This window comes from Streptomyces tendae (assembly GCF_008632955.1).
Classification (GTDB): domain Bacteria; phylum Actinomycetota; class Actinomycetes; order Streptomycetales; family Streptomycetaceae; genus Streptomyces.
The window spans coordinates 6,666,613-6,690,245 of sequence record NZ_CP043959.1 but is presented as its reverse complement, the minus strand read 5'-3'; the positions used below and the strand labels follow the sequence as shown (position 1 = coordinate 6,690,245).

Annotated in this window: 19 protein-coding genes, 2 rRNA genes and 2 pseudogenes; 9 read left to right on the top strand and 14 right to left on the bottom strand. The window is 69.0% G+C overall.

Features of this window, described 5'->3' with window-relative positions; translation table 11 throughout:
* The first annotated feature begins 115 nt into the window (after positions 1-115).
* Together F3L20_RS30670 and rrf are read left to right on the top strand one after the other, a co-directional pair.
* Positions 116-3,234: ribosomal RNA gene (locus F3L20_RS30670) — 23S ribosomal RNA — on the top strand.
* An 84-nt stretch (positions 3,235-3,318) separates the two neighbouring features.
* Positions 3,319-3,435 (top strand): 5S ribosomal RNA (gene rrf / locus F3L20_RS30665).
* A 50-nt stretch (positions 3,436-3,485) separates the two neighbouring features.
* Here rrf and F3L20_RS30660 read toward each other — a convergent pair.
* Together F3L20_RS30660 and F3L20_RS35770 are read right to left on the bottom strand one after the other, a co-directional pair.
* Positions 3,486-4,094, bottom strand: a pseudogene (locus F3L20_RS30660) (response regulator); the annotation flags it as partial.
* A gap of 40 nt (positions 4,095-4,134) precedes the next feature.
* Positions 4,135-4,863, bottom strand: a pseudogene (locus tag F3L20_RS35770) (histidine kinase); the annotation flags it as partial.
* A gap of 233 nt (positions 4,864-5,096) precedes the next feature.
* Here F3L20_RS35770 and F3L20_RS30650 point away from each other — a divergent pair.
* Entirely contained in the window at positions 5,097-5,654 is a 558-nt protein-coding gene (locus F3L20_RS30650; RefSeq protein ID WP_150157043.1) for a GNAT family N-acetyltransferase, read from the top strand.
* Here the strand turns inward: F3L20_RS30650 and F3L20_RS30645 are convergent.
* The 6 genes from F3L20_RS30645 to F3L20_RS30620 form a co-directional block, all read right to left on the bottom strand.
* Positions 5,643-7,148 (bottom strand): type IV secretory system conjugative DNA transfer family protein, encoded by a 1,506-nt coding sequence (locus F3L20_RS30645; RefSeq protein ID WP_150157042.1) that lies wholly within the window; start codon positions 7,146-7,148, stop codon positions 5,643-5,645. The two genes, F3L20_RS30650 and F3L20_RS30645, sit on opposite strands and share 12 nt — an antisense overlap.
* Before the next feature lie 11 nt (positions 7,149-7,159).
* Positions 7,160-8,569, bottom strand: a complete 1,410-nt coding sequence (locus F3L20_RS30640; protein ID WP_145826620.1) for an ATP-binding protein — start codon at positions 8,567-8,569, stop codon at positions 7,160-7,162.
* Between the two features lie 14 nt (positions 8,570-8,583).
* Complete coding sequence (locus tag F3L20_RS30635) at positions 8,584-10,143, bottom strand: SCO6880 family protein (RefSeq protein WP_150157041.1); 1,560 nt, start codon at positions 10,141-10,143, stop codon at positions 8,584-8,586.
* Complete coding sequence (locus F3L20_RS30630) at positions 10,140-11,468, bottom strand: hypothetical protein (protein ID WP_150157040.1); 1,329 nt, start codon at positions 11,466-11,468, stop codon at positions 10,140-10,142. Before F3L20_RS30630 ends, F3L20_RS30635 begins: the two co-directional genes overlap by 4 nt.
* Positions 11,458-12,264 (bottom strand): hypothetical protein, encoded by an 807-nt coding sequence (locus F3L20_RS30625; protein WP_150157039.1) that lies wholly within the window; start codon positions 12,262-12,264, stop codon positions 11,458-11,460. Before F3L20_RS30625 ends, F3L20_RS30630 begins: the two co-directional genes overlap by 11 nt.
* A gap of 199 nt (positions 12,265-12,463) precedes the next feature.
* Positions 12,464-12,772: a hypothetical protein gene (locus F3L20_RS30620; protein ID WP_095752152.1), complete on the bottom strand. Its 309-nt coding sequence runs from the start codon at positions 12,770-12,772 to the stop codon at positions 12,464-12,466.
* A gap of 415 nt (positions 12,773-13,187) precedes the next feature.
* On the opposite strand from F3L20_RS30620, the gene F3L20_RS30615 reads away from it, so the two are divergent.
* Both F3L20_RS30615 and F3L20_RS30610 read left to right on the top strand, forming a co-directional pair.
* A complete protein-coding gene (locus F3L20_RS30615; RefSeq protein ID WP_382685690.1) occupies positions 13,188-14,135 on the top strand; it encodes an NlpC/P60 family protein in 948 nt (315 codons plus the stop codon).
* A 210-nt stretch (positions 14,136-14,345) separates the two neighbouring features.
* Positions 14,346-15,053 carry a phosphatase PAP2 family protein gene (locus F3L20_RS30610; RefSeq protein ID WP_150157038.1) on the top strand — a complete coding sequence of 236 codons (708 nt, stop codon included), beginning with the start codon at positions 14,346-14,348 and terminating at the stop codon, positions 15,051-15,053.
* 82 nt (positions 15,054-15,135) lie between these two features.
* Here the strand turns inward: F3L20_RS30610 and F3L20_RS30605 are convergent, their stop codons facing one another.
* A complete protein-coding gene (locus F3L20_RS30605; protein ID WP_150157037.1) occupies positions 15,136-16,698 on the bottom strand; it encodes an FAD-binding oxidoreductase in 1,563 nt (520 codons plus the stop codon).
* A 145-nt stretch (positions 16,699-16,843) separates the two neighbouring features.
* Positions 16,844-17,005, bottom strand: a complete 162-nt coding sequence (locus F3L20_RS34185; protein ID WP_167534643.1) for a hypothetical protein — start codon at positions 17,003-17,005, stop codon at positions 16,844-16,846.
* Between the two features lie 105 nt (positions 17,006-17,110).
* On the opposite strand from F3L20_RS34185, the gene F3L20_RS30600 reads away from it, so the two are divergent.
* Together F3L20_RS30600 and F3L20_RS30595 are read left to right on the top strand one after the other, a co-directional pair.
* Positions 17,111-17,953, top strand: a complete 843-nt coding sequence (locus F3L20_RS30600; RefSeq protein ID WP_150157036.1) for a hypothetical protein — start codon at positions 17,111-17,113, stop codon at positions 17,951-17,953.
* Positions 17,954-18,069: 116 nt separating this feature from the next.
* Positions 18,070-18,255: a hypothetical protein gene (locus F3L20_RS30595; protein ID WP_150157035.1), complete on the top strand. Its 186-nt coding sequence runs from the start codon at positions 18,070-18,072 to the stop codon at positions 18,253-18,255.
* Positions 18,256-18,279: 24 nt separating this feature from the next.
* Here the strand turns inward: F3L20_RS30595 and F3L20_RS30590 are convergent, their stop codons facing one another.
* Positions 18,280-18,690 carry a metal-sensitive transcriptional regulator gene (locus F3L20_RS30590; protein WP_150157034.1) on the bottom strand — a complete coding sequence of 137 codons (411 nt, stop codon included), beginning with the start codon at positions 18,688-18,690 and terminating at the stop codon, positions 18,280-18,282.
* A gap of 236 nt (positions 18,691-18,926) precedes the next feature.
* On the opposite strand from F3L20_RS30590, the gene F3L20_RS30585 reads away from it, so the two are divergent.
* Both F3L20_RS30585 and F3L20_RS30580 read left to right on the top strand, forming a co-directional pair.
* A complete protein-coding gene (locus tag F3L20_RS30585; RefSeq protein WP_024884041.1) occupies positions 18,927-19,547 on the top strand; it encodes a DUF47 domain-containing protein in 621 nt (206 codons plus the stop codon).
* Between the two features lie 7 nt (positions 19,548-19,554).
* Complete coding sequence (locus tag F3L20_RS30580; RefSeq protein WP_150157033.1) at positions 19,555-20,553, top strand: inorganic phosphate transporter; 999 nt, start codon at positions 19,555-19,557, stop codon at positions 20,551-20,553.
* 110 nt (positions 20,554-20,663) lie between these two features.
* Here the strand turns inward: F3L20_RS30580 and pstB are convergent, their stop codons facing one another.
* The 3 genes from pstB to pstC are packed head-to-tail and all read right to left on the bottom strand — an operon-like array spanning position 20,664 to position 23,548.
* Positions 20,664-21,440 (bottom strand): phosphate ABC transporter ATP-binding protein PstB, encoded by a 777-nt coding sequence (gene pstB, locus F3L20_RS30575; RefSeq protein WP_150157032.1) that lies wholly within the window; start codon positions 21,438-21,440, stop codon positions 20,664-20,666.
* Between the two features lie 48 nt (positions 21,441-21,488).
* Positions 21,489-22,547 carry a phosphate ABC transporter permease PstA gene (pstA, locus tag F3L20_RS30570; RefSeq protein ID WP_150157031.1) on the bottom strand — a complete coding sequence of 353 codons (1,059 nt, stop codon included), beginning with the start codon at positions 22,545-22,547 and terminating at the stop codon, positions 21,489-21,491.
* On the bottom strand, positions 22,544-23,548 hold the full coding sequence (gene pstC / locus F3L20_RS30565; protein WP_150157030.1) for a phosphate ABC transporter permease subunit PstC: 1,005 nt from the start codon (positions 23,546-23,548) through the stop codon (positions 22,544-22,546). Before pstC ends, pstA begins: the two co-directional genes overlap by 4 nt.
* Positions 23,549-23,633 lie beyond the last annotated feature (85 nt).

Here is a 23,633-nt window from a genome sequence, read left to right as displayed (position 1 = left end):
AGGGTACGGCCGTGTGGTCGCCTTCAGTGCCGGCCCCGGTAAAAATCCGCTTCGGTGGGTTGTGACGGGTGGTTGGTCGTTGTTTGAGAACTGCACAGTGGACGCGAGCATCTGTGGCCAAGTTTTTAAGGGCGCACGGTGGATGCCTTGGCACCAGGAACCGATGAAGGACGTGGGAGGCCACGATAGGCCCCGGGGAGTCGTCAACCAGGCTTTGATCCGGGGGTGTCCGAATGGGGAAACCCGGCAGTCGTCATGGGCTGTCACCCTTGCCTGAACACATAGGGCAAGTGGAGGGAACGCGGGGAAGTGAAACATCTCAGTACCCGCAGGAAGAGAAAACAACCGTGATTCCGGGAGTAGTGGCGAGCGAAACCGGATGAGGCTAAACCGTATGCGTGTGAGACCCGGCAGGGGTTGCGCATTCGGGGTTGTGGGATCTCTCTTGATCAGTCTGCCGGCTGATCGACGAGTCAGAAACCGTTGATGTAGGCGAAGGACATGCGAAAGGTCCGGCGTAGAGGGTAAGACCCCCGTAGTCGAAACATCAGCGGCTCGTTTGAGAGACACCCAAGTAGCACGGGGCCGAGAAATCCCGTGTGAATCTGGCGGGACCACCCGCTAAGCCTAAATATTCCCTGGTGACCGATAGCGGATAGTACCGTGAGGGAATGGTGAAAAGTACCGCGGGAGCGGAGTGAAATAGTACCTGAAACCGTGTGCCTACAAGCCGTGGGAGCGTCGGACATCAAGCTTGCTTGGTGTTTCGTGACTGCGTGCCTTTTGAAGAATGAGCCTGCGAGTTTGCGGTGTGTTGCGAGGTTAACCCGGGTGGGGAAGCCGTAGCGAAAGCGAGTCCGAACAGGCGTTTCAGTAGCACGCTCAAGACCCGAAGCGGAGTGATCTAGCCATGGGCAGGTTGAAGCGGAGGTAAGACTTCGTGGAGGACCGAACCCACCAGGGTTGAAAACCTGGGGGATGACCTGTGGTTAGGGGTGAAAGGCCAATCAAACTCCGTGATAGCTGGTTCTCCCCGAAATGCATTTAGGTGCAGCGTCGTGTGTTTCTTGCCGGAGGTAGAGCACTGGATAGGCGATGGGCCCTACCGGGTTACTGACCTTAGCCAAACTCCGAATGCCGGTAAGTGAGAGCGCGGCAGTGAGACTGTGGGGGATAAGCTCCATGGTCGAGAGGGAAACAGCCCAGAGCATCGACTAAGGCCCTAAGCGTACGCTAAGTGGGAAAGGATGTGGAGTCGCACAGACAACCAGGAGGTTGGCTTAGAAGCAGCCACCCTTGAAAGAGTGCGTAATAGCTCACTGGTCTAGTGATTCCGCGCCGACAATGTAGCGGGGCTCAAGCGTACCGCCGAAGTCGTGTCATTGCAGCATATAGCCCCAACGGGTGCTGTGATGGGTAGGGGAGCGTCGTCTGCCGGGTGAAGCAGCACCGGAAGGTAGTTGTGGACGGTTGACGAGTGAGAATGCAGGCATGAGTAGCGATTCACACGTGAGAAACGTGTGCGCCGATTGACTAAGGGTTCCTGGGTCAAGCTGATCTGCCCAGGGTAAGTCGGGACCTAAGGCGAGGCCGACAGGCGTAGTCGATGGATAACCGGTTGATATTCCGGTACCCGCTGTGAAGCGTCAAACATCGAATCCAGTGATGCTAAGCCCGTGAAGCCGCCGGCTGAGTCTTCGGACGAGGTCGGAGTGGTGGAGCCGGTGACCCGAGCTGGTAGTAGGTGAGTGATGGGGTGACGCAGGAAGGTAGTCCATCCGGGCGGTGGTTGTCCCGGGGTAAGGGTGTAGGACGTCAGGTAGGTAAATCCGCCTGGCATGTGTCTGAGACCTGATGCCGAGCCGATTGTGGTGAAGTGGATGATCCTATGCTGTCGAGAAAAGCCTCTAGCGAGTTTCATGGCGGCCCGTACCCTAAACCGACTCAGGTGGTCAGGTAGAGAATACCGAGGCGTTCGGGTGAACTATGGTTAAGGAACTCGGCAAAATGCCCCGTAACTTCGGGAGAAGGGGGGCCATCACTGGTGAGAGGACGTGCTCCTCGAGCTGGGGGTGGCCGCAGAGACCAGCGAGAAGCGACTGTTTACTAAAAACACAGGTCCGTGCGAAGCCGTAAGGCGATGTATACGGACTGACGCCTGCCCGGTGCTGGAACGTTAAGGGGACCGGTTAGCTCCATTTCGGTGGGGCGAAGCTGAGAACTTAAGCGCCAGTAAACGGCGGTGGTAACTATAACCATCCTAAGGTAGCGAAATTCCTTGTCGGGTAAGTTCCGACCTGCACGAATGGCGTAACGACTTCTCGACTGTCTCAACCATAGGCCCGGTGAAATTGCACTACGAGTAAAGATGCTCGTTTCGCGCAGCAGGACGGAAAGACCCCGGGACCTTTACTACAGTTTGATATTGGTGTTCGGTTCGGCTTGTGTAGGATAGCTGGGAGACTGTGAACTCTGGACGCCAGTTCAGGGGGAGTCGTCGTTGAAATACCAGTCTGGTCGTGCTGGATGTCTAACCTGGGTCCGTGATCCGGATCAGGGACAGTGTCTGATGGGTAGTTTAACTGGGGCGGTTGCCTCCTAAAGAGTAACGGAGGCGCCCAAAGGTTCCCTCAGCCTGGTTGGCAATCAGGTGTTGAGTGTAAGTGCACAAGGGAGCTTGACTGTGAGACCGACGGGTCGAGCAGGGACGAAAGTCGGGACTAGTGATCCGGCGGTGGCTTGTGGAAGCGCCGTCGCTCAACGGATAAAAGGTACCCCGGGGATAACAGGCTGATCTTCCCCAAGAGTCCATATCGACGGGATGGTTTGGCACCTCGATGTCGGCTCGTCGCATCCTGGGGCTGGAGTCGGTCCCAAGGGTTGGGCTGTTCGCCCATTAAAGCGGTACGCGAGCTGGGTTTAGAACGTCGTGAGACAGTTCGGTCCCTATCCGCTGTGCGCGTAGGAGTCTTGAGAAGGGCTGTCCCTAGTACGAGAGGACCGGGACGGACGAACCTCTGGTGTGCCAGTTGTTCTGCCAAGGGCATGGCTGGTTGGCTACGTTCGGGAGGGATAACCGCTGAAAGCATCTAAGCGGGAAGCCTGCTTCGAGATGAGGACTCCACCTCCTAGAGAGGGTAAGGCTCCCAGTAGACGACTGGGTTGATAGGCCGGATATGGAAGCACGGTAACGTGTGGAGTTGACCGGTACTAATAGGCCGAGGGCTTGTCCTCAGTTGCTCGCGTCCACTGTGTTGGTTCTGAAACCACGAACAACCCCATGTGCCACACATGGTGCGGTTGTCAGTTTCATAGTGTTTCGGTGGTCATAGCGTAGGGGAAACGCCCGGTTACATTCCGAACCCGGAAGCTAAGCCTTACAGCGCCGATGGTACTGCAGGGGGGACCCTGTGGGAGAGTAGGACGCCGCCGAACAATTGTTGTGGAAAGCCCCCGTGCCCTTCGGCACGGGGGCTTTCTGCGTTTCAGGCCGGCTCCACCAGCTTGGCGTCGTACGCCAGAATCACCGCCTGAATTCTGTCCCGGGATCCCGTCTTGGCGAGGATGCGGCCGACGTGCGTCTTCACCGTGGACTCGGCGAGATGGAAGCGGGCCGCTATCTCGGTGTTCGTCCATCCCTTGCCGATGACCGTGAGGATCTCCCGTTCCCGCTCGGTGAGTGTGGTCAGCCGGGGGTCGTCGGGTGTCGGCTCCTTCTCGGTGTCGCCGGCCGGCAGATGCTGGGCATAGGCGCCCAGGAGGCGGCGGGTCAGGCTGGGCGCGACGACCGCGTCCCCGGTGGCCACGGCGCGGATGCCGGACAGCAGTTCCTCCGGCTCGGCGTCCTTGACGAGGAAACCGGAGGCACCCGCGCGGAGACCGGCGTGGGCGTACTCGTCCAGGTCGAAGGTCGTGAGGATGAGGACGCGCGTGCGGTCGCCCGCGGCGACGATGCGGCGGGTGGCCTCGATGCCGTCCATGCCCGGCATGCGGATGTCCATCAGGACCACGTCGGGGTGCAGTCGCGCCGTCGTACGGACCGCTTCGGTGCCGTTCGTGGCCTCGCCCAGGACGGTCAAGTCGGTCCAGGAGTCGGCGGAGCTCGCCGAGGGCCTGACGGCTGGTGGTGCCGATGGCGTCCAGAGCCTGGGCGGCGCGTTCCGGGGACTTGCCGGCCGCGTACTTGCCGCCGTCGGCGAGGCCCGTGATCACGGACAGGTTGTGGCCGATGATGTCGTGCATCTCCCGGGCGATGCGGGTGCGTTCGGCGGCGGCGGCGAGCTGGGCCTGCTGGTCGCGTTCCACCTCCAGTCGCCGCGCCCGTTCCTCCAGGGACGCCAGACGCTCGCGCCGGGAGCGGACCGCGATGCCGAGCAGCGCGGTGAGGGCGAAAGCCCAGACCGCGGGACCCATGGCGGCGTCCCAGGTGGCGAGGGGGTAACGCAGGGCGCCGGGGACGATCGGGAGGACCACCACCAGGAACGCCGGGATCAGCTGCTTCAGGGGCCTGTGCAGGGCCAGGCCGAACACCGGGACGAGCTGGACGAGGTGGGCCTGGAAGACCGCGCCCGACCAGCTGTTGAGGAGCGCGAAGGGCGCCGTCACCGCGAGGACGGCCATGGGGTGGCGGCGGCGCCACAGGAGCGGGACCGTGAAACCGAGGCTGAGCACGATCAGCTGGGTGTCCGACACGTCGAGGTTCTGGGCGACCCGGCGCCAGCCGCTGCTGGCGTAGTCGGTCAGCGCCGCCGCCACCCAGAACAGGGTGGCCGTCACGTCCCACCCGTACGGGTGGCGCCGGTCGAAGAGGCGCACCGCCGCGAGCAGGCGTTGCAGCCGGCCGGTGGGGGCGGCGGTGTCCATGCCGCGGGCGTCCCCTGTCCGCTGTTCGGTCACATGACCATGCTCGGTCACCTGACGGGTGCGACCCGGGGGGTCCATGACATTCGGACGTCCGCCGCTCGCGCCGCCGTGGCGTCTCGTCAGGTGCCGTGCCGTAAGCATGTGTCGATGCTCTGTCGCGCGGGGGGCCGCGGGCGTCGGACGGTGGTCGTCATGCGGATGAAGTCGTCGTACCCCGGTACTACGGTGACGGCATGACTTACCAGGTCCGTTCCCTGCACGCCGACGAGTGGCCCCGGGCCAAGGCCCTGCGGCTCGCCGCCCTCCAGGACCCCGTGGCGGCCATCGCGTTCATGGAGACCTACGAGTCCGCCGTGGCGCGGCCCGACTCCTTCTGGCGGGAGCGGGCCGAGCGGAGCGCTGAAGGGGCGTCCGGGGCGCAGCAGATCATTGCCCAGGGGCCCGACGGGGAGTGGGTCGGGACCGTGACCGTGCTGATCGAGAAGCCGGGGACCACGGACTGGGCGGGGGCGCCCGTCGAGCGGCTCCAGGGGCACCTGGTCGGGGTGTTCATGAGGCCCGGGCACCGGGGCATCGGGCTCACCGAGGTGCTCTTCGACGCCGGTCTGGAGTGGGCGTGGGCGCAGGGCGCCGAGCGGGTGCGGCTCCTCGTGCACGCGGACAACGCGCGGGCGCTGCGGGCCTACCGCAAGGCGGGTTTCGCCGAGACCGGGGTGACCATGACGCTGGGGGGCGCCCCGGACGACCTGGAACTGGAGCTGGCCGTGGAACGGCCGGAGTCAGACCGGTAGTTCGGCGTGCGGCCAGCGGGCGCGGGCCTGTTCGGGGGAGCGGAGCAGGGCCAGGGTGGGCATGCCCCGGTCGGCGCCGGTGGCGAGCAGGTCCGGCAGCTGGGAGAGAGGGGCCACGGCCGCCACGTCGTCGAGGACGAGGGTGAGTGGTGGGTCGAGCCGACCGGAGGATGACCGTTCGGCCATGCGCCGGCCGTGCTCGACCACGTGCGAGGCGAGCGCCGTGAGCAGAGGCATGGCGCCCGGTCCGGTGCGCGGATCCTCGATGGATTCGCCCACGACGTAAAGCGTTCCCCCTTCGTGGATGAAGGAATCCAAGGCGAGGGCATCATTTCGGTGCGGGGTGCAGGCTTCGCGGACGTTGACCGTGGAGAGGGCGGCCAGGGCACGGGCGGTCAGCTGCTGGGCGACGTCACGGCGTTCGGGGTGGGCGGTGAGCGCCGCCTCGAGTTCGCCCGCGGAGCCGGAGGCCGCCTTGGGGCTGGTGCGCAGCACCCGCACGGCGTCCTGCACCTGGAGGCCCTGCGCCCAGCGGTGGACGTGACGGACGGTGCGGCCGTCGACGGCGGCGGCGTGCAGGTAGCTGCGGAGCAGGAGTTCCGCGGTGTCGCTGACGGCCTGGTCGAGCCGCGAGGTGGGGCGGACGGGCGTGAGGAGGGCGGCCGCGCGGGCGGTCGCGGTGTCCTTGTCCTCGCAGCCGGCGACGGGGGACCAGTGCAGGCGGGCCGGGGTGTCGCACAGGTGCGTCGGGTCGTAGAGGTGGGTGGGGCCGAGCTTCGCCCGGGCGTCCTTGGTGTCGTACCAGAGCGTGGGGTTGGACGTGAGCACCAGGACGGGGCCCTCTGCGTCACGTACGGCCTGGACGGCGGTGGCGTGGCGGGTGGCCGGGGGGCCGTGGCGCAGGCCGGGGCCGCCGCTTTCCTCGGGGGCGGGCTCCCGGCCGGGACGGGGCGCCTCCGGTGCCGGTGCAGGTACCGGTGCCGCGGGAGTGGGGTGTTCCGGTACGGCGGTGGCGGGTTGCCGTGGTGCGGGCGGGGTGGTCTCGGGTGTCGTCGGGGCGGGGACCTCGTGCACCGGTTCCGGTTCCGGCGTGGGCGGCGGAGCTGCCGGTGCCGGTTCCGCGCGGCGGCGGGCGCGGACGGCCCGCCAGCGGGCCACGGTGCCCAGGACGAAGACGGTGAGGACCACCAGGATCATCAGCTGGCCGATGAGCAGGCCCCAGAACAGGCCGTAGCCGGAGAGGTCCTCGGGCGGGGCGTCCGGCCAGGCACCGGGGACGTCGTGCGGTTCGGCGATCAGGTGGCGCATGGCCAGGGGCGTGCCGGCGAAGGACAGGCCGGACGGCCAGCGGCCGTGGGCGAAGAGGCCGGAGAGGCCGGTGGCCGTCCACACCATCGCCGTCATGCCGAGGAGGAACGCGAGCACCCCGACCAGCAGCCCGTCGGGGATGCCGCCCTGGCCCTCGGTGCGCCCGCGGTGCTCGTCCGGTCTCACGCGTCCCCCTCCTACGCCACCGTCGACTCGGAGTCCCCGACGTGCTGTTCCACGAAGGCCGCCGCGCGCTCCTCAGCCTCCCGTTCGGCGGCGCGCAGGGCGTCGTCGGCGAGGTCGGCGGACGACTCGGTCATCGCGCGGTCGGTGAAGACCAGCGGGCGCTCGGTCTCCGTGACCAGGTGTTTGACCACCTGGACGTTGCCGTTGACGTCCCAGACCGCGATGCCCGGGGTGAGCGACGGGATGATCTCCACGGCCCACCGGGGCAGGCCCAGCACCCGGCCCGTCGCCCGCGCCTCGTCCGCCTTCTGGGCGTAGATGGTCCGTGTCGAGGCCATCTTCAGGATCGCCGCGGCCTCCTTCGCCGCCGCTCCGTCCACCACGTCGGACAGGTGGTGGACGACCGCGACGAAGGACAGGCCGAGACGGCGGCCGAACTTCAGCAGCCGCTGGAACAGCTGCGCCACGAACGGGCTGTTGATGATGTGCCAGGCCTCCTCGACCAGGAAGATGCGCTTCTTCCGGTCGGGGCGGATCCAGGTGTGCTCCAGCCACACGCCGACGATCGCCATGAGGATCGGCATGGCGATGGAGTTGCGGTCGATGTGGGACAGGTCGAAGACGATGAGCGGGGCGTCCAGGTCGATGCCGACGGTCGTCGGGCCGTCGAACATGCCGCGCAGGTCACCGTCGACCAGGCGGTCCAGGACCAGGGCGACGTCCAGGCCCCACGCCCGGACGTCGTCTATGGCGACGTTCATCGCCTCCGCCGACTCCGGCTCGGGGTGGCGGAGCTGGTCGACGATGTCGGACAGGACCGGCTGGCGCTCCACGATGGTCTCGTTGACGTAGGCGTGCGCGACCTTCAGGGCGAAGCCGGAGCGCTCGTCCAGGCCGTGCCCCATGGCGACCTCGATGATCGTGCGCAGCAACGCCAGCTGGCCCGTGGTGGTGATCGCCGGGTCGAGCGGGTTGAGCCGGATGCCCTGGTCGAGCGCGGCCATCGGGTCCAGGCGGATGGGGGTTATGCCCAGCTCCTGGGCGATGAGGTTCCACTCGCCGGCGCCGTCCTCACCCTGCGCGTCCAGGACCACCACCTGGCGGTCGCGGAAGCGCAGCTGGCGCAACACGTACGTCTTCTCCAGGGCCGACTTGCCGTTGCCGGACTCGCCGAGGACCAGCCAGTGCGGCGCCGGGAGCTGCTGGCCGTAGAGCTGGAAGGGGTCGTAGATGTAGCCCTTCCCGGAGTAGACCTCGCGGCCGATGATGACGCCGGAGTCGCCGAGGCCGGGCGCGGCGGTCGGCAGGTACACCGCCTGCGCCTGGCCCGTGGACGTGCGCACCGGCAGCCGTGTGGTCTCGACCTTCCCGAACAGGAAGGACGTGAAGGCGTCGGTGACGACGGACAGCGGATCCCGCATCTTCAGCTCAGCCCCTACCTACGAATGCCGGTGGCGAACGGGAGAGTGTTCACGAACGCGCGGTGGTGCTCGCGGTCGCACCACTCCAGCTTCAGGTACGACTTTCCGGCCGACGCCCGTATCGTCCGCTTGTCGCGGGCCAGGGCCTCGGGTGTGCGGGAGGAGACCGTGATGTAGCCGACCAGGTTGACGCCCGCGGCGCCGCTGGCGAGGTCCTCGCCGCGCTGGTCGAGGCGGCCGTGCGCGGCGACGTCACGCGGGTCCACGGTGCGGTTCATCTTGGCGGCGCGGGACGCCTCCGCCTCGTCGTTGGTCTTCTCCGTCAGCATGCGCTCGATGGCGACCTCGGTGGGTTCCAGGTCCATCGTGACGGCGACCGTGCGGATGACGTCCGGGGTGTGGACGAGCAGTGGCGCGAGGAAGTTCACGCCGACCGGGGTCATCGGCCACTCCTTCACCCAGGCCGTGGCGTGGCACCAGGGGGCGCGGGTGACGGACTCGCGGGTCTTGGCCTGGAGGTAGGTCGGTTCGGTGGCGTCGAGCTCGGCCGGCCAGGCGTTGCGCTGCGACATGGCCTGGATGTGGTCGATCGGGTGGTCCGGGTCGTACATGGAGTGGATCAGCGAGGACAGCCTGCTCTGGCCGAGCGGCTGGCGGACGCGGATGTCGGCCTCCTGGAGGCGGGAGCAGATGTCGGTCAGCTCACGGGCCATGACGACGGCGAGTCCGGCGTCCCGGTCCACCCGGCCGCCGCCTTGGCTGCGCATGGCGCGGGCCATGGTGTTGGCCTCGGCGGCCAGGTCGCGGCTGTAGTGCATGCAGGCGACGAGGTACGCGCGGTGCTGCTCGCTGCTGGTCGACACCATGGACTGCAACTGGTCGTACGACTGCTGCAGCCACGCCGGCGCTTTCTCGTCGCCGCGGACGGAGACGTCCTTGGCGTGCGCGTCGGGGTCGGCGGGCAGGGTGCGGGCGAGCATCTGGAGGCGGGTGACGAAGCCGTCGCCGTTCGCCACGTGCTTGAGCAGTGTGCCGAAGCGGTCGACGAGGGCCTCCTGGTCCTCGGAGTCGCGCAGGCCGACGCCGGGGCCCTCGATCTCGATGGCGGCGGTGACGGTCTTGCGGTCCGCGTGCAGCAGCACGGCGATCTCGTCGGGGCCGAACGGCGCGGCGAGCCAGGTGATCCGGCCGATGCCGGGCGGCGGCCCGACCTCCACCTCGCGCCCGTCGAGCCGGGTGCCGGCCTCGACGACACCGGAGCGGTAGGTGGCGCCCCGGCTCAGGGTGCGCTTGTAACTGCGGTTGATCTCGAACCACTTGTAGAACGTGCGGTGCTTGTACGGCACGTACACGGCGGCCAGGGCGAGCATGGGCAGCCCGGCGAGCAGCACGATCCTGACGGACAGGACGGGGACGAGGAGTCCGCACATCATGCCGAGGAACGCGCCGACGACGATGAGCGCGATCTCACCTGTCTCGCGATTGCGGCCGACGATCGCGTTCGGCCGGGCGCGGCCGATCAGATACGTACGGCGGGGCGCGATCGCGGGGGACACATGGGAATCGGTCGTCAACGCCCTTCACCTCCCGTGCGGTTGGTACTGCTGTTGCGTGTGCTGGCGTGGGGGGTGTTCACCGGGCTGCCCGAGCGGGGCGGGGGAGCGGCGGAGGAACCGGATCCGCCGCCGCCGGACGGGCGGGAGCTGTGTGCGGCGACTCCCCCGGACGCGGGGTTGGACGGGCGGGGTGTGGAGGACTGGCCGCCCCCGCCCTGGTGGTCGGCGCGGGTGCTGTGGGTCTTGATGCCCTGCGCGACCAGGGTGGCCGGGGAGCTGATCACGGCGGCTGCCTTGCCCTCGGCGCCCTGCATGATGCGGTTGCTGCGGGAGCCGGCGATCTCGTCGCCGAAGCCGGGGACGAAGCGGTAGATCATCGCCGAGGCGAAGATGGCGAGCAGGATGATCGCGAGGCCGGAGACCACGGCGGAGAAGGCGTCGGGGCCGTCGTCGGCGGAGAGCGCGCCGGCCAGGCCGAGCACGATGACGATGACCGGCTTCACCATGATCACGGCGATCATGATGCCCGCCCAGCGGCGGACGTGGCCCCACAGGTTCTTGTCGACCAGGCCTGCGTAGACGACGGTGCCGAGAAGCGCGCCGACGTAGAGCAGGGCGGCGCGGATGACCAGCTCCAGCCAGAGGATGCCGGCGGCGAGGATGGAGACGAGGGAGACGACGATCAGCATGATCGGGCCGCCGCCGATGTCGTTGCCCTTCTCCAGGGCTGCGGAGAACGTCCCGAAGAACGTGTCCGTCTGGTCGCCGGTCGCCTTCGCCAGCACGTCGGTCACGCCGTCGGTCGCGGAGACGACGGTGTAGAGGATCAGCGGGGTGAAGGCGGAGGCGAGGACGGTCAGCCAGAGGAAGCCGATCGCCTCGGAGAGGGCGGTGGCGAGCGGTACGCCGCGGACTGCCCGCTTGGCCACGGCCAGCAGCCAGAGGAGCAGCGTGAGGATCGTCGACGCGGCGAAGACGACGGCGTACTGCTGGAGGAAGGTGTCGTTGGTGAAGTCCACCTTCGCGGTGTCCTCGACGGCGGCGCTGAGCTGTTTGACCGTCCAGGACGCGGCGTCGGCGCAGCCGCGGGCGAGAGAGGCGAGGGGGTCGAGGGCGGAGGTGGGGTCGTTGAACGTGCTCGACCGTCCTCCTCCGGAGGATCCGCCCTCATCCCGTTCGCAGTACTGCTTGGCAGGGCCGATGAGAAGGTCGCAGGGGTCGTCACTGGTCGTGGGCGTCGGCGTGGGTGCCGCGACGGCGCGCCCGGCCAGCCCGATCGCGGCTGCCTGTACGGCGACGACCACCGCGGCGAGCTTGAGTACGTGACGTGGGCTACCGGGCATATGTGAACCCTCCGTACTCCTCGACAGCCTTGCTGATCTCTTCAGAGCTGGCAGCCTTGTCGTCTCCGGGGACCGGAGCCGGGCCGTCCTTCTGGGTGTCGGCGGAGATCTTCCAGTCTCCGTTGGTCCACTGGAGTTCGAAGATCCAGGTCTTCCACGTGGTGGTCACCGGGTCGGTCGACTTGTCGCCCGACATGCCGATCAGGCCCATGTACCAGACCGCTACGCGGGCGTTGTCGTCGTCGAAATCCTCGATGTGCGTGCCCACCGGGATGGTGCGCGAGACAAAGGTGCTGCCCTGCGGGGGATTGCCGTTCGCGTCGAGACCGAGCTTGCTCAGGAAGTCGGCGGAGTAGGCCTGATCCATCGCCGGGCGGAGTTGTTCGGCGGCAGCGGGCGTGTAGATGGCCCCCACGATCGAGTGCCTGCTGTCCTTCTTGAACATGCCGTCGGAGCCCAGAACCACCGCGTAGTTCGCCGCCGCGCTTTCCGCGCCCTGGCGGGTGTGGGGAAAGCCGGCCGGGACACCGGCCTCCTTCGCCGAGACGGGCTTCTTGCCCGACGGTGCCGTCGCCGCCGCCTTGGGGGAGTCGCCGCCCCCGCCCTCCTCCCCGTCGGAATCGCCGCCTCCGCGGTTCGCGAAGGCGATGGCGGCGATGAGGAGGACCACCACGCCGACGACCGTCACCAGGCTGCGCGACGACGAACGGCCGCTTCTGCGCGCGCCACCGTACGGGTCGCCGCCCCCCTCCGGCAGGCGGGTGCGGGTCCGGCCCGTGTCGTCTCCGAGACTCATGCCGCGTACGCCCCCTCAGCGTCGTGCGGAAACACCTCGTACTCCGTGTACTCCACGTACGACGGTAGCCGTACCGGCTGCCGCTCGGGCGTGGTGTGGTGACTGGACATCAGGGAAACGCAACCTCAGCCGGTGGGCACGACGGGCGGGTGGGATGGAGGGGAGCCGGGCGTGCCCGGTCGGGACCGATGGTGCGGGGCTAGACGGCCATGCCGTACACGATGGTGAACAGGGTGCCGAGCGATCCGATGATGAAGACGCCCGTGAGGCCCGCGATGATGAGGCCCTTGCCCTGTTCGGCGGAGAACGTGTCCCTGAGCGCGGTGGCGCCGATGCGCTGTTTGGCCGCCCCCCAGATGGCGATGCCGAGGCAGAGCAGGATGGCGACGGCCATGACCACCTCGATCATCACCTTGGCCTCGTTGCCCAGGCTGCCGAAGGGGCCCCAATCCGGAGCGATCCCGCCGATAATGGTGTTGATGTCTCCCTCGTCGGCCGCGAAGAACATGTAAGTCACCGCCCCTGTATGGGTAGTTCCGCATCCTCTGCGGGGGTGCAGAGGTCAGGCCTCATTGTCGCCGACGATGCCGCTGTCGTATGTCGACTTGACGTCATCTGTTGGCGGGTTTCGTAGGAATAGCTTGCCACCGGCGTGCGCCGGACTCCGGGAGGGGCGCGCTCCGACGGGTGAAGAGTCGTATCGTCACTCTGTGTATCACGCTGGGTAACGCCGGGCAATGAAGCGCGGCTCGTCCCCCGGTGGCGCGGACCGAGCATGTCGTCGTATCTGATCACCCCGCGACGGGCTTCCCGCCTCTACACTGTCGGGCGGCGGTGGACTGCCGGACGGTGAGGGGTGGTTGACGGTGCGTAAGGTGTGGGTCGGTGCGACTCTGGCCGTCGGCTCCGCGCTCGCCTTCGTGATGCTCCTCGTCGTCGGGGTGTACGTCGTCGCCGGGAACCTGGTGAACGGGGTGGGCGGCGGCGCGGCCAAGGCGCTCGCCAAGGGCAGTGTGCCGGCGGCCTACCAGCAGCTCGTCTCCACCTGGGGCAACCTCTGCCCGGCCATCAACCCGGCGCTGCTCGCCGCCCAGCTGTACCAGGAGAGCGGGTTCAACCCCAAGGCGCAGAGCCACGCGGCGGCGCAGGGCATCGCGCAGTTCATCCCCGGCACCTGGGCCGTCCACGGCGTCGACGGCGACGGGGACGGCGACCGTGACGTGTGGGACCCGGCGGACGCGATCCCGTCCGCGGCGACCTACGACTGCACGCTGGCGTCCTATGTGAAGGACGTCGGCGGGGATCTGACCGAAAACATGCTCGCCTCGTACAACGCGGGGGCGTACGCGGTCATCAAGTACGGGGGTGTGCCGCCGTACAAGGAGACGCAGAACTACGTCCAGCGCATCCGGGAGTTGGAGAAGAGCTTCGCTGCGCCGGTGGGGCGGGTGGATCCGTCGCGGCAGGCCGCCGGGGCCATCGCTTTCGCGCAGAAGAAGCTCGGCACCCTTTATCTCTGGGGCGGCAACGGCACCCCTGACCAGGGCGGACGCTTCGACTGCTCGGGTCTGACCAAGGCCGCGTACGAGAGTGTGGGGATCACGCTGCCGCGGGTGGCGAACGACCAGTACAACGCGGGACCGCACCCGGCCCGGGACGAACTGCTGCCGGGCGACCTGGTGTTCTTCTCGGACGACCTCACCAATTCCCGCGCCATCCGGCATGTGGGCATTTATGTCGGCGGAGGGTACATGATCGACGCGCCACGGACCGGAGCCGTGATCCGATTCGACCCGATCGACACTCCTGACTACTTTGGTGCCACCCGGGTCACCGAAGATGGCGCGAAAGCGCTCCCCACGACCGTGTGAGCGGAGCGACAAACTCCCCCCTGAGCTGCAGAGACGCATCTCTCTTCGATAACGTCTGCGTGATCTTTCGGTGGAGTGTGGAACGTATCAGCGGGGACCGTGCGTTCCTGTTCTCGTAGCCGAGCGGACGAGCGGATCTACAGACCACGGGGGTGGCAGCACGGCGCGCGTCCGGCGCGCCGGACGACATGACGAAGGGGCCGCAGCACCATGGCTGGACTCGCCGATTCCGGGTCGAACCCCGACGTCGACCTGCTCTACGACATCAACGGCCTGGCCAAGGCCGCCCCGCCGTGGCTCGACCACGTCATGGAGTTCATCGGTGAGTACGGGGTGCTGTTCGGCCTCCTCACGATGGTGCTCTGGTGCTGGTGGGGTGTGCGCAAGCAGGGCGGACCTGACGCGGCGTCGTCCGTGGCGGCGCTGGTGTGGGCCCCGCTCGCGGCGGGCGTCGCGGTCCTGGTGAACGTGCCGATCCGGGGATTCGTGGAGCGGCCGAGACCGTTCAACGACCACGAGGGTCTCGAGGTGCTGGTCGACGGCAAGGACGACTTCTCCTTCGTCAGCGACCACGCGACGCTCTGCATGGCGCTGGCGGTGGCGCTGTTCCTGGCCAACCGGAAGTTCGGACTGGTCGCCCTGGTGCTGGGCCTGATCGGCGGCTTCATCCGCGTCTACATGGGCGTGCACTATCCGACGGACGTGATCGGCGGGCTCGCGCTCGGGACGGCGGTCGCGCTGCTGCTCTCCCCGCTCGCCATGGCCCTGTTGACGCCGCTGATGCGGGCCGTCGAGCGCTCGCCGAAGGCCGGGTGGCTGGTCTCGGCCCGGCCGCAGGGCCAGCGCCGGCGGGTGGCCGAACGCACCCGCGGCAGGGCGTCGGACGCCGGTCCCGAGGAGCGGGACCTGGCCGCCTGACGAGGGCTCGGTGAAGGGCCCGCGACCGCCGCCCCTCTCGGGGTGGATGGTCGCGGGCCCTCCGTCTGTCCGGAGGCCGGCTTCAGAGGGCCTGCGGGTAGGTGAAGACGCGGTCCGGGTCGAGGCGCCGCTTCAGCCGGGTCAGGCGCGGGGCGGCGTCGCCGTAGTAGGCGCGGCGCCAGTCGGTGAGGTCCGGGTCGGTGTAGTTCTGATAGGCGGCGCCGGACGCGTGGGGGCGCATGGCCCGGTGAGTGTCCGTCAGCCAGGCGCGGATCGCGGTGCCGGGGGCGTCGGGTCCCCACGAGGCGAGGTACTGGGCCAGTACCCGGGAGTCGCGGTGGACGAACGCCGTCGCGGTGGGCGCGACCCGGTTGACCGCTCCGCCGAGGGCCGTGAGGGCGATGCTCGCCGAGCCACCGCGGGCCTCCCGGATCCGGGCGAGCAGGGTGTCGACGCCCGCCTCGTCGAGCGGGCGGTCGAAGAAGTCGGAGCGGGCCGCGTAGGTCTCGCGCCCCAGGGCGCCCTCGGGGCTGCGGCCGGGTGTCGCGCCCGGCAGCCCGCACTGGTCGTCGTCGGCGAAGGAGGAGCAGCCGGCGTACAGCTCCATGGACTCCTGGTACGAGCGCCGGCGCAGCGAGACGCCGCTCGCGGAGGCGCCGACGCGGTCGGCGAGCCGGTCGACGGCGTTCTGCAGCTCGCCGTAGGTGCCGAGGGAGAAGACGGTGACGGAGACGCCGGGTCCGCCGCCGGTGTTGTCCAGGTGGAGCGCGGACCAGATCTCGTCGGGCTGGTCGGGTCCCCACTCCTGCCAGGCGGCGACCACGGCGGCCGCCCGCTCCCACGGCCAGGTGAGGTGGCCGGTGACGCTCCGCGGGGCCGGGTGGGTGCGGAAGCGGAACTCGGTGACGACGCCGAACTGGGCGTTGCCCGCGCCGCGCAGCGCCCAGAACAGGTCCCGGTTCTCGGAGTCGGACGCGGTGAGCCGGCTGCCGTCGGCGGTGACCAGGGTGACCTCGGTGAGGCTGTCGCAGGTCAGGCCGTAGGCGCGGGAGGTCACGCCGTGGCCGCCGCCGAGGGTCAGGCCGGAGATGCCGACGGTGGGGCACGAGCCGCCGGGGACGGTGCGGCCCCGGGCGGCGAGGGTGCGGTAGACGTCGATGAGCCGGGCGCCGGCGCCGACGACGGCCGTGTCACCGTCGAGGCGGACGGCGTCGAGGCCGGACACGTCGACGATCAGGCGGCCGTCGCCGGAGGACCAGCCCGCGTAGGAGTGGCCGCCGCTTCGCACCGCGAGCGGGACGGCGTGCTCGCGTGCGTGGCTGAGGGCGGTGCGTATGTCGTCGGCGTGCCGCACGTAGGCGACGGCGGTGGGCCTGAGCGGGTCGAAGCGTGTGTTGTAGAGGCGGCGGGCCGTCTCCCAGTCGCCGTCACCGGGGCGCACGAGCCGGCCGTCGAGGTGCCCGGCGAGGGCGGTCCAGTCGGCGGGCGTCGCGGGGCGCGGGGTCCTGGAGGGAGAGGGGGAGCGCGACGGGGCGTGCGTGGGGGTGGCCGGGGCGGGCCCGGGCTTCGAGGGGGTGCACGCGGAGGCCGCGGCCGCGGTGGTGAGCGCTGCGGCGGTGCCCGCGAAGAAGGTGCGGCGGTTCACGGTCGGCCTTCCGGAGGTCGGGTGGGGGGTGCGGCCGGTCCGGGGCCGGGCGGTCCGGCTGCCGCCGCGGTGCGCGTCCGCCCGCCGTCCCGTCCGTCTCCCGTGGTCGTGCGGGGGCCATTGTCTGCACCCGGCCGGGGTGGCGTCACTCCCCCGTGTGGTTTTCGGCGTCCTTGCGGGCCTGGCTCCTGGCTCTTCTGGCCGGGCCGCGCCAGCCGCAGGTGCAGCGGGCCGTGCAGAAGGGCCCCTGCTCGGTGGTGGTCGTGGTGTGCGACCGGGGAGCCGGCGCGTCGTCCTGGTGCGGCACGCGGCCCACGGTAGCGCCCGTGCGGGGCCGCGTGACGGGGCCACCGACCCGTCGTTAACGGCTACGACAGGCGGCCCGTGTCGGACGGAGCGGGGGTAGGCAGGGATGGCTCGACGACGACAGCACCGGCGGACGCACGGCATGACGGCCGTGGTCGGGGTCGTCTGCTGTGTCGGCCTCGGGTCCGCCGGCTGCGCGCGCAGCGACGCCGTGACCCAGGGCCCTCCCGCCGGCGACCCGGTGCGGGTGCTGCGCTCGGCCGCCGACGCGCTGGTGGACTCCGGCAGCTCGCAGACCCGCACCTCGCTGGAGATGGCCACCGGCGGCACCCGGGTCACCATCCGGGGCGAGGGGGTCTACGACTACCGCAGGCGGCTGGGGCGGCTGAAGGTGCTGCTCCCCCAGGACCCCGCGGGCGCCGCCGACCGCAGACCCATCACCGAACTGCTCGCGCCCGGGGCGCTGTACATGAAGAACCGGGGGGCCGGGGTGCCCGCCGACAAGTGGGTGCGGGTGGACACCGCGACGCTGTCCGACGGCAATCTCGTCACCGGCGGGGCGACGGATCCGTTCGCCGCCGCCGAGGTGCTGCGCGGCACGCGGTCGGCGACGTTCGTCGGCCGGACCGAGGTCGCGGGGGCGCGGGTGCGGCACTACCGGGGCATCGCCGACCTGGAGGCCGCCTCGCGGGAGGCCTCGGAGGTCAACCGGGGGCCGCTGGGCGCGGCGGCGAAAGGGTTCGCCACGGCCCGGGTGCCGTTCGACGTGTACCTCGACGACGAAGGGCGGATCCGCAAGATCCGGCACCGGTTCAGCTTCGTGAACGGGGAGCGGCAGGAGCCCGTCGCGGTCGCCTCCACCACGCTGCTCTACGACTTCGGTGCCCCCGCCGACGTGCGGCTTCCCGAGGACGAGGACATCTACGCCGGGCGGATCGCGCAGGAGTGACGGTGCGCGGGCCGGGGCCGGGGGGCCCGGAGTGGCCGGGCCGAACTAGCCCTTCCGTGCCATGCGCGGTCCGTAGGGCGCTCCCTACTCTAGGAAGTCGGTGACGACAGAGTGAGGTGAGGCGCGTGGCTCCGCTCGGGAGTGGGACGGTTCCGGTTCAGGATCACGTGGCGCTCGCCGAGATCGAGCTCTGCGGGGAGCTGATCATCGCCGCTTCCAACGCCGAGGACCGGCTCAGTCCGGAGAGCATCGACGAGGTGCTGAGGGTGGCCGAGGCGCGCGCGGAGTCCGCCGGGGACTGAGACCGCGGCCACCGGGGCCGGCGGTCAGGTCCGCAGCATGCGGGCGATGGCCTGCGTCGCTTCCTTGACCTTCGCGTCGATCTCGTCGCCGCCCTTGAGGGCCGCGTCCGCGACACAGTGGCGCAGGTGCTCCTCCAGCAGCTGCAGCGCGAACGACTGCAGCGCCTTGGTGGAGGCGGACACCTGGGTGAGTATGTCGATGCAGTAGACGTCCTCGTCGACCATCCGCTGCAGTCCGCGGATCTGGCCCTCGATCCGGCGCAGCCGCTTGAGGTGCTCCTGCTTCTGGTGGTGGTAGCCGTGGATCCCGCGGTCGTGATCGGTCACGATGTCCGTTACGTCCGTCACACCCGTCGCCTCCCCGGTGCCCGTCTCCACGGTGTCCGGCATGTCCGGCGAGGAGGGCGCGGGGGCGCCGGTCCCGGTGGTGGTCATCGCGTCCTCCTGGCGTCCTGATGGGCGTTATATACCCCTGGTGGGTATATGGTACCGAACTTCGCCGGTCCGGGGCCCGCAGGTCAGGACCGCGGGCACCGGCCGGGACAGCGCACGGGCCGCCCCCGTACTCATCACTCTGCATGATGGGCGACACTGGGGGCGGCCGTTACAGGTGGCCGGATGATGTGCCTAGCATCAGCCTGACCGAAACCGACGCATACCGAGGACCCCACGTGCGCTTTCGTCTGACCCCCAGGGAGACGAGCTTCTACGACATGTTCGCCGCGTCCGCGGACAACATCGTCACGGGCTCCAAGCTCCTCATGGAACTCCTCGGGGCGGACACCTCCGCCCGAGCTGAGATCGCAGAGCGTATGCGGGCCGCGGAACACGCCGGTGACGACGCCACGCACGCGATCTTCCACCAGCTGAACTCCTCGTTCATCACGCCGTTCGACCGCGAGGACATCTACAACCTGGCGTCCTCCCTCGACGACATCATGGACTTCATGGAGGAGGCCGTCGACCTGGTCGTCCTCTACAACGTCGAGGAACTGCCCAAAGGCGTCGAGCAGCAGATCGAGGTGCTGGCGCGGGCCGCGGAGCTCACCGCCGAGGCCATGCCGCACCTGCGGACCATGGACAACCTCACCGAGTACTGGATCGAGGTCAACCGCCTGGAGAACCAGGCCGACCAGATCCACCGCAAGCTGCTGGCCCACCTCTTCAACGGCAAGTACGACGCGATCGAGGTGCTGAAGCTCAAGCAGATCGTGGACGTACTGGAGGAGGCGGCCGACGCCTTCGAGCACGTGGCGAACACGGTGGAGACCATCGCCGTCAAGGAGTCCTGAGCTCTTCATGGACACCTTCGCTCTGGTCGTGACCATCGGGGTCGCGCTCTTCTTCACGTACACCAACGGTTTCCACGACTCCGCGAACGCGATCGCCACGTCCGTCTCCACCCGCGCGCTGACGCCCCGCGCGGCGCTCGCCATGGCGGCCGTGATGAACCTGGCCGGCGCCTTCCTGGGCTCCGGGGTCGCCAAGACCGTCAGTGAGGGGCTGATCGAGACGCCCCAAGGGTCGAAGGGGATGGGGATCCTCTTCGCCGCGCTGGTGGGCGCCATCACCTGGAACCTGATCACCTGGTACTTCGGGCTGCCGTCCTCGTCGTCCCACGCCCTGTTCGGCGGCATGGTGGGCGCCGCGCTGGCCGGCGGGACGACGGTCTACTGGCACGGGGTGGTGGACAAGATCGTCATCCCGATGTTCGTGTCGCCGGTGATCGGCCTCGTCGTCGGTTACCTGGTGATGACGGCGATCATGTGGATGTTCCGGCGGGCCAACCCGCACAAGGCGAAGCGGGGCTTCCGCATCGCCCAGACGGTGTCCGCGGCGGGCATGGCCCTCGGCCACGGCCTGCAGGACGCGCAGAAGACGATGGGCATCGTGGTGATGGCGCTGGTCATCGCCGACGTCGAGGAGTACGGCGACGCCATCCCGGTGTGGGTCAAGATCGCCTGTGCGCTGATGCTGTCCCTCGGCACCTACGCGGGCGGCTGGCGCATCATGCGCACCCTGGGCCGGAAGATCATCGAGCTGGACCCGCCGCAGGGCTTCGCCGCCGAGACCACCGGCGCCTCGATCATGTTCGGCTCGGCGTTCATCTTCCACGCGCCGATCTCCACCACCCACGTGATCACCTCCGCGATCATGGGTGTGGGGGCGACGAAGCGGGTCAACGCCGTGCGTTGGGGCGTCGCCAAGAACATCGTCCTCGGCTGGTTCATCACCATGCCGGCCGCCGCGCTGGTGGCCGCGGCCTGCTACGGGCTGGTCTACCTGTTCGCGTTGTAGACGCCGTCCCCGTGTGACAGCACATGGAAAGGGCCCGCCCCCCGTTGAGTGGGGTCGGGCCCTTCCTGCCTCGCGGCGGCACCGCCATGCAGCGCCGCGAGGGGCATCGGTCAGCCGAAGCGGCCGGAGATGTAGTCCTCGGTGGCCTGGACCGACGGGTTGGAGAAGATCCGCTCGGTGTCGTCGATCTCTATGAGCTTGCCGGGCTTGCCGACCGCCGCCAGGTTGAAGAACGCCGTGCGGTCCGAGACACGCGCCGCCTGCTGCATGTTGTGCGTCACGATGACGATCGTGAAGCGCTCCTTCAGCTCGCCGATCAGGTCCTCGATGGCGAGGGTGGAGATCGGGTCCAGGGCGGAGCAGGGCTCGTCCATCAGCAGCACGTTCGGCTCGACGGCGATGGCCCGCGCGATGCACAGGCGCTGCTGCTGGCCGCCGGAGAGGCCCGAGCCGGGCTTGTTCAGCCGGTCCTTGACCTCGTTCCACAGGTTGGCGCCCCTGAGCGACCGCTCGACGATGTCGTCCAGCTGGGACTTCTTGTACGTGCCGTTGAGGCGCAGGCCCGCCGCCACGTTGTCGTACACCGACATGGTGGGGAACGGGTTCGGGCGCTGGAAGACCATGCCGACCTCGCGCCGCACCGCCACCGGGTCGATGCCCGGGCCGTAGAGGTTCTCGTCGTCGAGCATGACCTTGCCGTCGACCCGGCCGCCGGGGGTCACCTCGTGCATGCGGTTGAGGGTGCGCAGGAAGGTCGACTTGCCGCAGCCGGAGGGGCCGATGAAGGCGGTCACGGAGCGGGGTTCGACGGTCATCGAGATGTCCTCGATGGCCAGGAAGGATCCGTAGTAGGCGTTGAGGCCGCTGACGTCGATGCGCTTGGCCATGGGTATCACTGCTTCTTTCGGGTCGCCGACGACTGTGTGGGGGGCCGGTCAGCGACCGGTCTGCGGGGCTTTCCAGCGGGCGATGCCGCGGGCCACCAGGTTGAGGATCATGATGAACGCGATGAGCGTCAGGGCCGCTGCCCAGGCACGGTCGTACGCCGCCTCGGAGCCGTTGGTGTACTGCAGGTAGATGTACATCGGCAGCGACGCCTGCGGGTCCTGGAACGGGTTGGCGTTGATGAAGTTCGTGCCCCAGACCAGCAGCAGCACGGGCGCGGTCTCACCGGTGATGCGGGCGATCGCGAGCATCACGCCGGTGGTGATGCCGCCGACGGACGTCGGCAGGACCACCTTGAGGATGGTGCGCCACTTCGGGACACCGAGGGCGAGGGACGCCTCGCGCAGCTCGTTCGGGACGAGCTTGAGCATCTCCTCCGTGGACCGCACGACCACCGGGATCATCAGGATGGCCAGCGCCATCGAGCCGGCGAAGCCCGAGTAGCCCATGTCGAGGATGAGGATCCACAGGCTGAGGACGAACAGGCCCGCGACGATGGACGGGATGCCCGTCATGACGTCGACGAAGAAGGTCACGGCCTGGGCGAGCCGGCCGCGGCCGTACTCGACGAGGTAGATCGCGGTGAGCACGCCGACCGGCACCGAGATCAGGGTGGCGAGGCCGACCTGCTCCAGCGTGCCCAGCAGGGCGTGGTAGATGCCGCCGCCGGGTTCGGTGTCGGCGACGACGCCCATGGAGTGGGTGAGGAAGTAGCCGTCGAGGACCTTGATGCCCCGCTTGACGGTCTCCCAGGTCAGCGACGCGAGCGGGATGACGGCCAGCAGGAAGGCGACCCAGACCAGGCTGGTCGCGGTGCGGTCCCGGGCCTGCCGGCGCCCCTCGACCTTGGCGGAGACGGCGTACGAGCCGACGACGAACAGCAGCGCGGCGATCAGCGCCCACTGGATGTCGCTGTGCAGCCCGGCCGCGGTGCTGACGCCGAACCCGAGGGCGGTGGAGGCGGCGGCGACCGCCCAGGGGAACCACTTCGGGAGGGTGGCCCCGCGCAGCGAACCGGACGGGCGGGTGTCGTGGACGGCGTGGCTCATGCGTTGGCCCCCGAGTACTCCTTGCGGCGGGCGATGATCAGCCGGGCCGCGCCGTTGACCAGCAGGGTGATGACGAACAGCACCAGACCGGAGGCGATCAGCGCGTCCCGGCCCGTCTCGGTGGCCTCGTTGAACTTGCTGGCGATGTTCTGCGCGAAGGTGCCGCCGCCCGGGTCGAGCAGGCTGGCGTCGATGGTGAAGCTCGGGGAGAGCACCATGGCGACGGCCATCGTCTCGCCGAGCGCGCGGCCGAGGCCCAGCATCGAGGCGGAGATGACGCCGGAGCGGCCGAACGGCAGCACCGACATGCGGACGACCTCCCAGCGGGTGGCGCCGAGGGCCAGGGCGGCCTCCTCGTGCGTCCGCGGTACCTGGCGGAAGACCTCACGGCTGACGTTGGTGATGATCGGCAGGATCATCACCGCCAGCAGGATGCCGACCGTGAACAGCGAGCGCGGGGCGCCGTCGTTCCAGTCGAGGATCCCGGTCCAGCCCAGGTAGTCGTCGAGCCAGCCGTAGAGGCCGTCCAGGTGCGGCACGAGGACGAGGGCACCCCACAGGCCGTAGACGATGGACGGGACGGCGGCGAGCAGATCGATCACGTACGCGACGGGGCCCGCGAGGCGGCGCGGTGCGTAGTGGGTGATGAAGAGGGCGATGGCGACGGCGACCGGCACCGCGACGACCATGGCGATCACCGACGACACGACCGTGCCGAAGGCCAGGACCGCGATGCCGAACTCCGGCGGGGAGCCGCTGGGGTTCCACTCGAAGGTGGTGAAGAAGTTGGCCTCGTCCGCGGCGATCGCGAGTGAGGCGCGGTAGGTCAGGAAGGCCGCGATGGCGGCCATCAGGACCAGGACGAGGATGCCGGACCCCCGGGACAGCCCGAGGAAGATCCGGTCGCCGGGGCGGGTGGCGCCGCGCGCGGCACGGGTGTCGGGGGGCGCGGCCGGGCCGGGTGCCGGCGGCGCGGCGGGTTTCTGCGTGGTGGTGTCCATCGGGTTCTCCGGTCTGCGGAGCCGCCGGGTCGGGCGGCTCGGTCGGAGCCGCCCGGGGGCCGGGGGCTCCTGTTGGCGGTGCACC

What these genes read in the sequence shown, in the direction of transcription:
- pstB (WP_150157032.1), bottom strand. Translation starts at nt 21,440, where the DNA reads ATGGCCAAGCGCATCGACGTCAGCGGCCTCAACGCCTACTACGGATCC.
- F3L20_RS30590 (WP_150157034.1), bottom strand. Translation starts at nt 18,690, where the DNA reads ATGACCACCACCGGGACCGGCGCCCCCGCGCCCTCCTCGCCGGACATG.
- F3L20_RS30620 (WP_095752152.1), bottom strand. Translation starts at nt 12,772, where the DNA reads ATGTTCTTCGCGGCCGACGAGGGAGACATCAACACCATTATCGGCGGG.
- pstC (WP_150157030.1), bottom strand. Translation starts at nt 23,548, where the DNA reads ATGGACACCACCACGCAGAAACCCGCCGCGCCGCCGGCACCCGGCCCG.
- F3L20_RS30650 (WP_150157043.1), top strand. Translation starts at nt 5,097, where the DNA reads ATGACTTACCAGGTCCGTTCCCTGCACGCCGACGAGTGGCCCCGGGCC.
- F3L20_RS30615 (WP_382685690.1), top strand. Translation starts at nt 13,188, where the DNA reads ATGCTCCTCGTCGTCGGGGTGTACGTCGTCGCCGGGAACCTGGTGAAC.
- F3L20_RS30610 (WP_150157038.1), top strand. Translation starts at nt 14,346, where the DNA reads ATGGCTGGACTCGCCGATTCCGGGTCGAACCCCGACGTCGACCTGCTC.
- pstA (WP_150157031.1), bottom strand. Translation starts at nt 22,547, where the DNA reads ATGAGCCACGCCGTCCACGACACCCGCCCGTCCGGTTCGCTGCGCGGG.
- F3L20_RS30625 (WP_150157039.1), bottom strand. Translation starts at nt 12,264, where the DNA reads ATGAGTCTCGGAGACGACACGGGCCGGACCCGCACCCGCCTGCCGGAG.
- F3L20_RS30640 (WP_145826620.1), bottom strand. Translation starts at nt 8,569, where the DNA reads ATGCGGGATCCGCTGTCCGTCGTCACCGACGCCTTCACGTCCTTCCTG.
- F3L20_RS30630 (WP_150157040.1), bottom strand. Translation starts at nt 11,468, where the DNA reads ATGCCCGGTAGCCCACGTCACGTACTCAAGCTCGCCGCGGTGGTCGTC.
- F3L20_RS30580 (WP_150157033.1), top strand. Translation starts at nt 19,555, where the DNA reads ATGGACACCTTCGCTCTGGTCGTGACCATCGGGGTCGCGCTCTTCTTC.
- F3L20_RS30600 (WP_150157036.1), top strand. Translation starts at nt 17,111, where the DNA reads ATGGCTCGACGACGACAGCACCGGCGGACGCACGGCATGACGGCCGTG.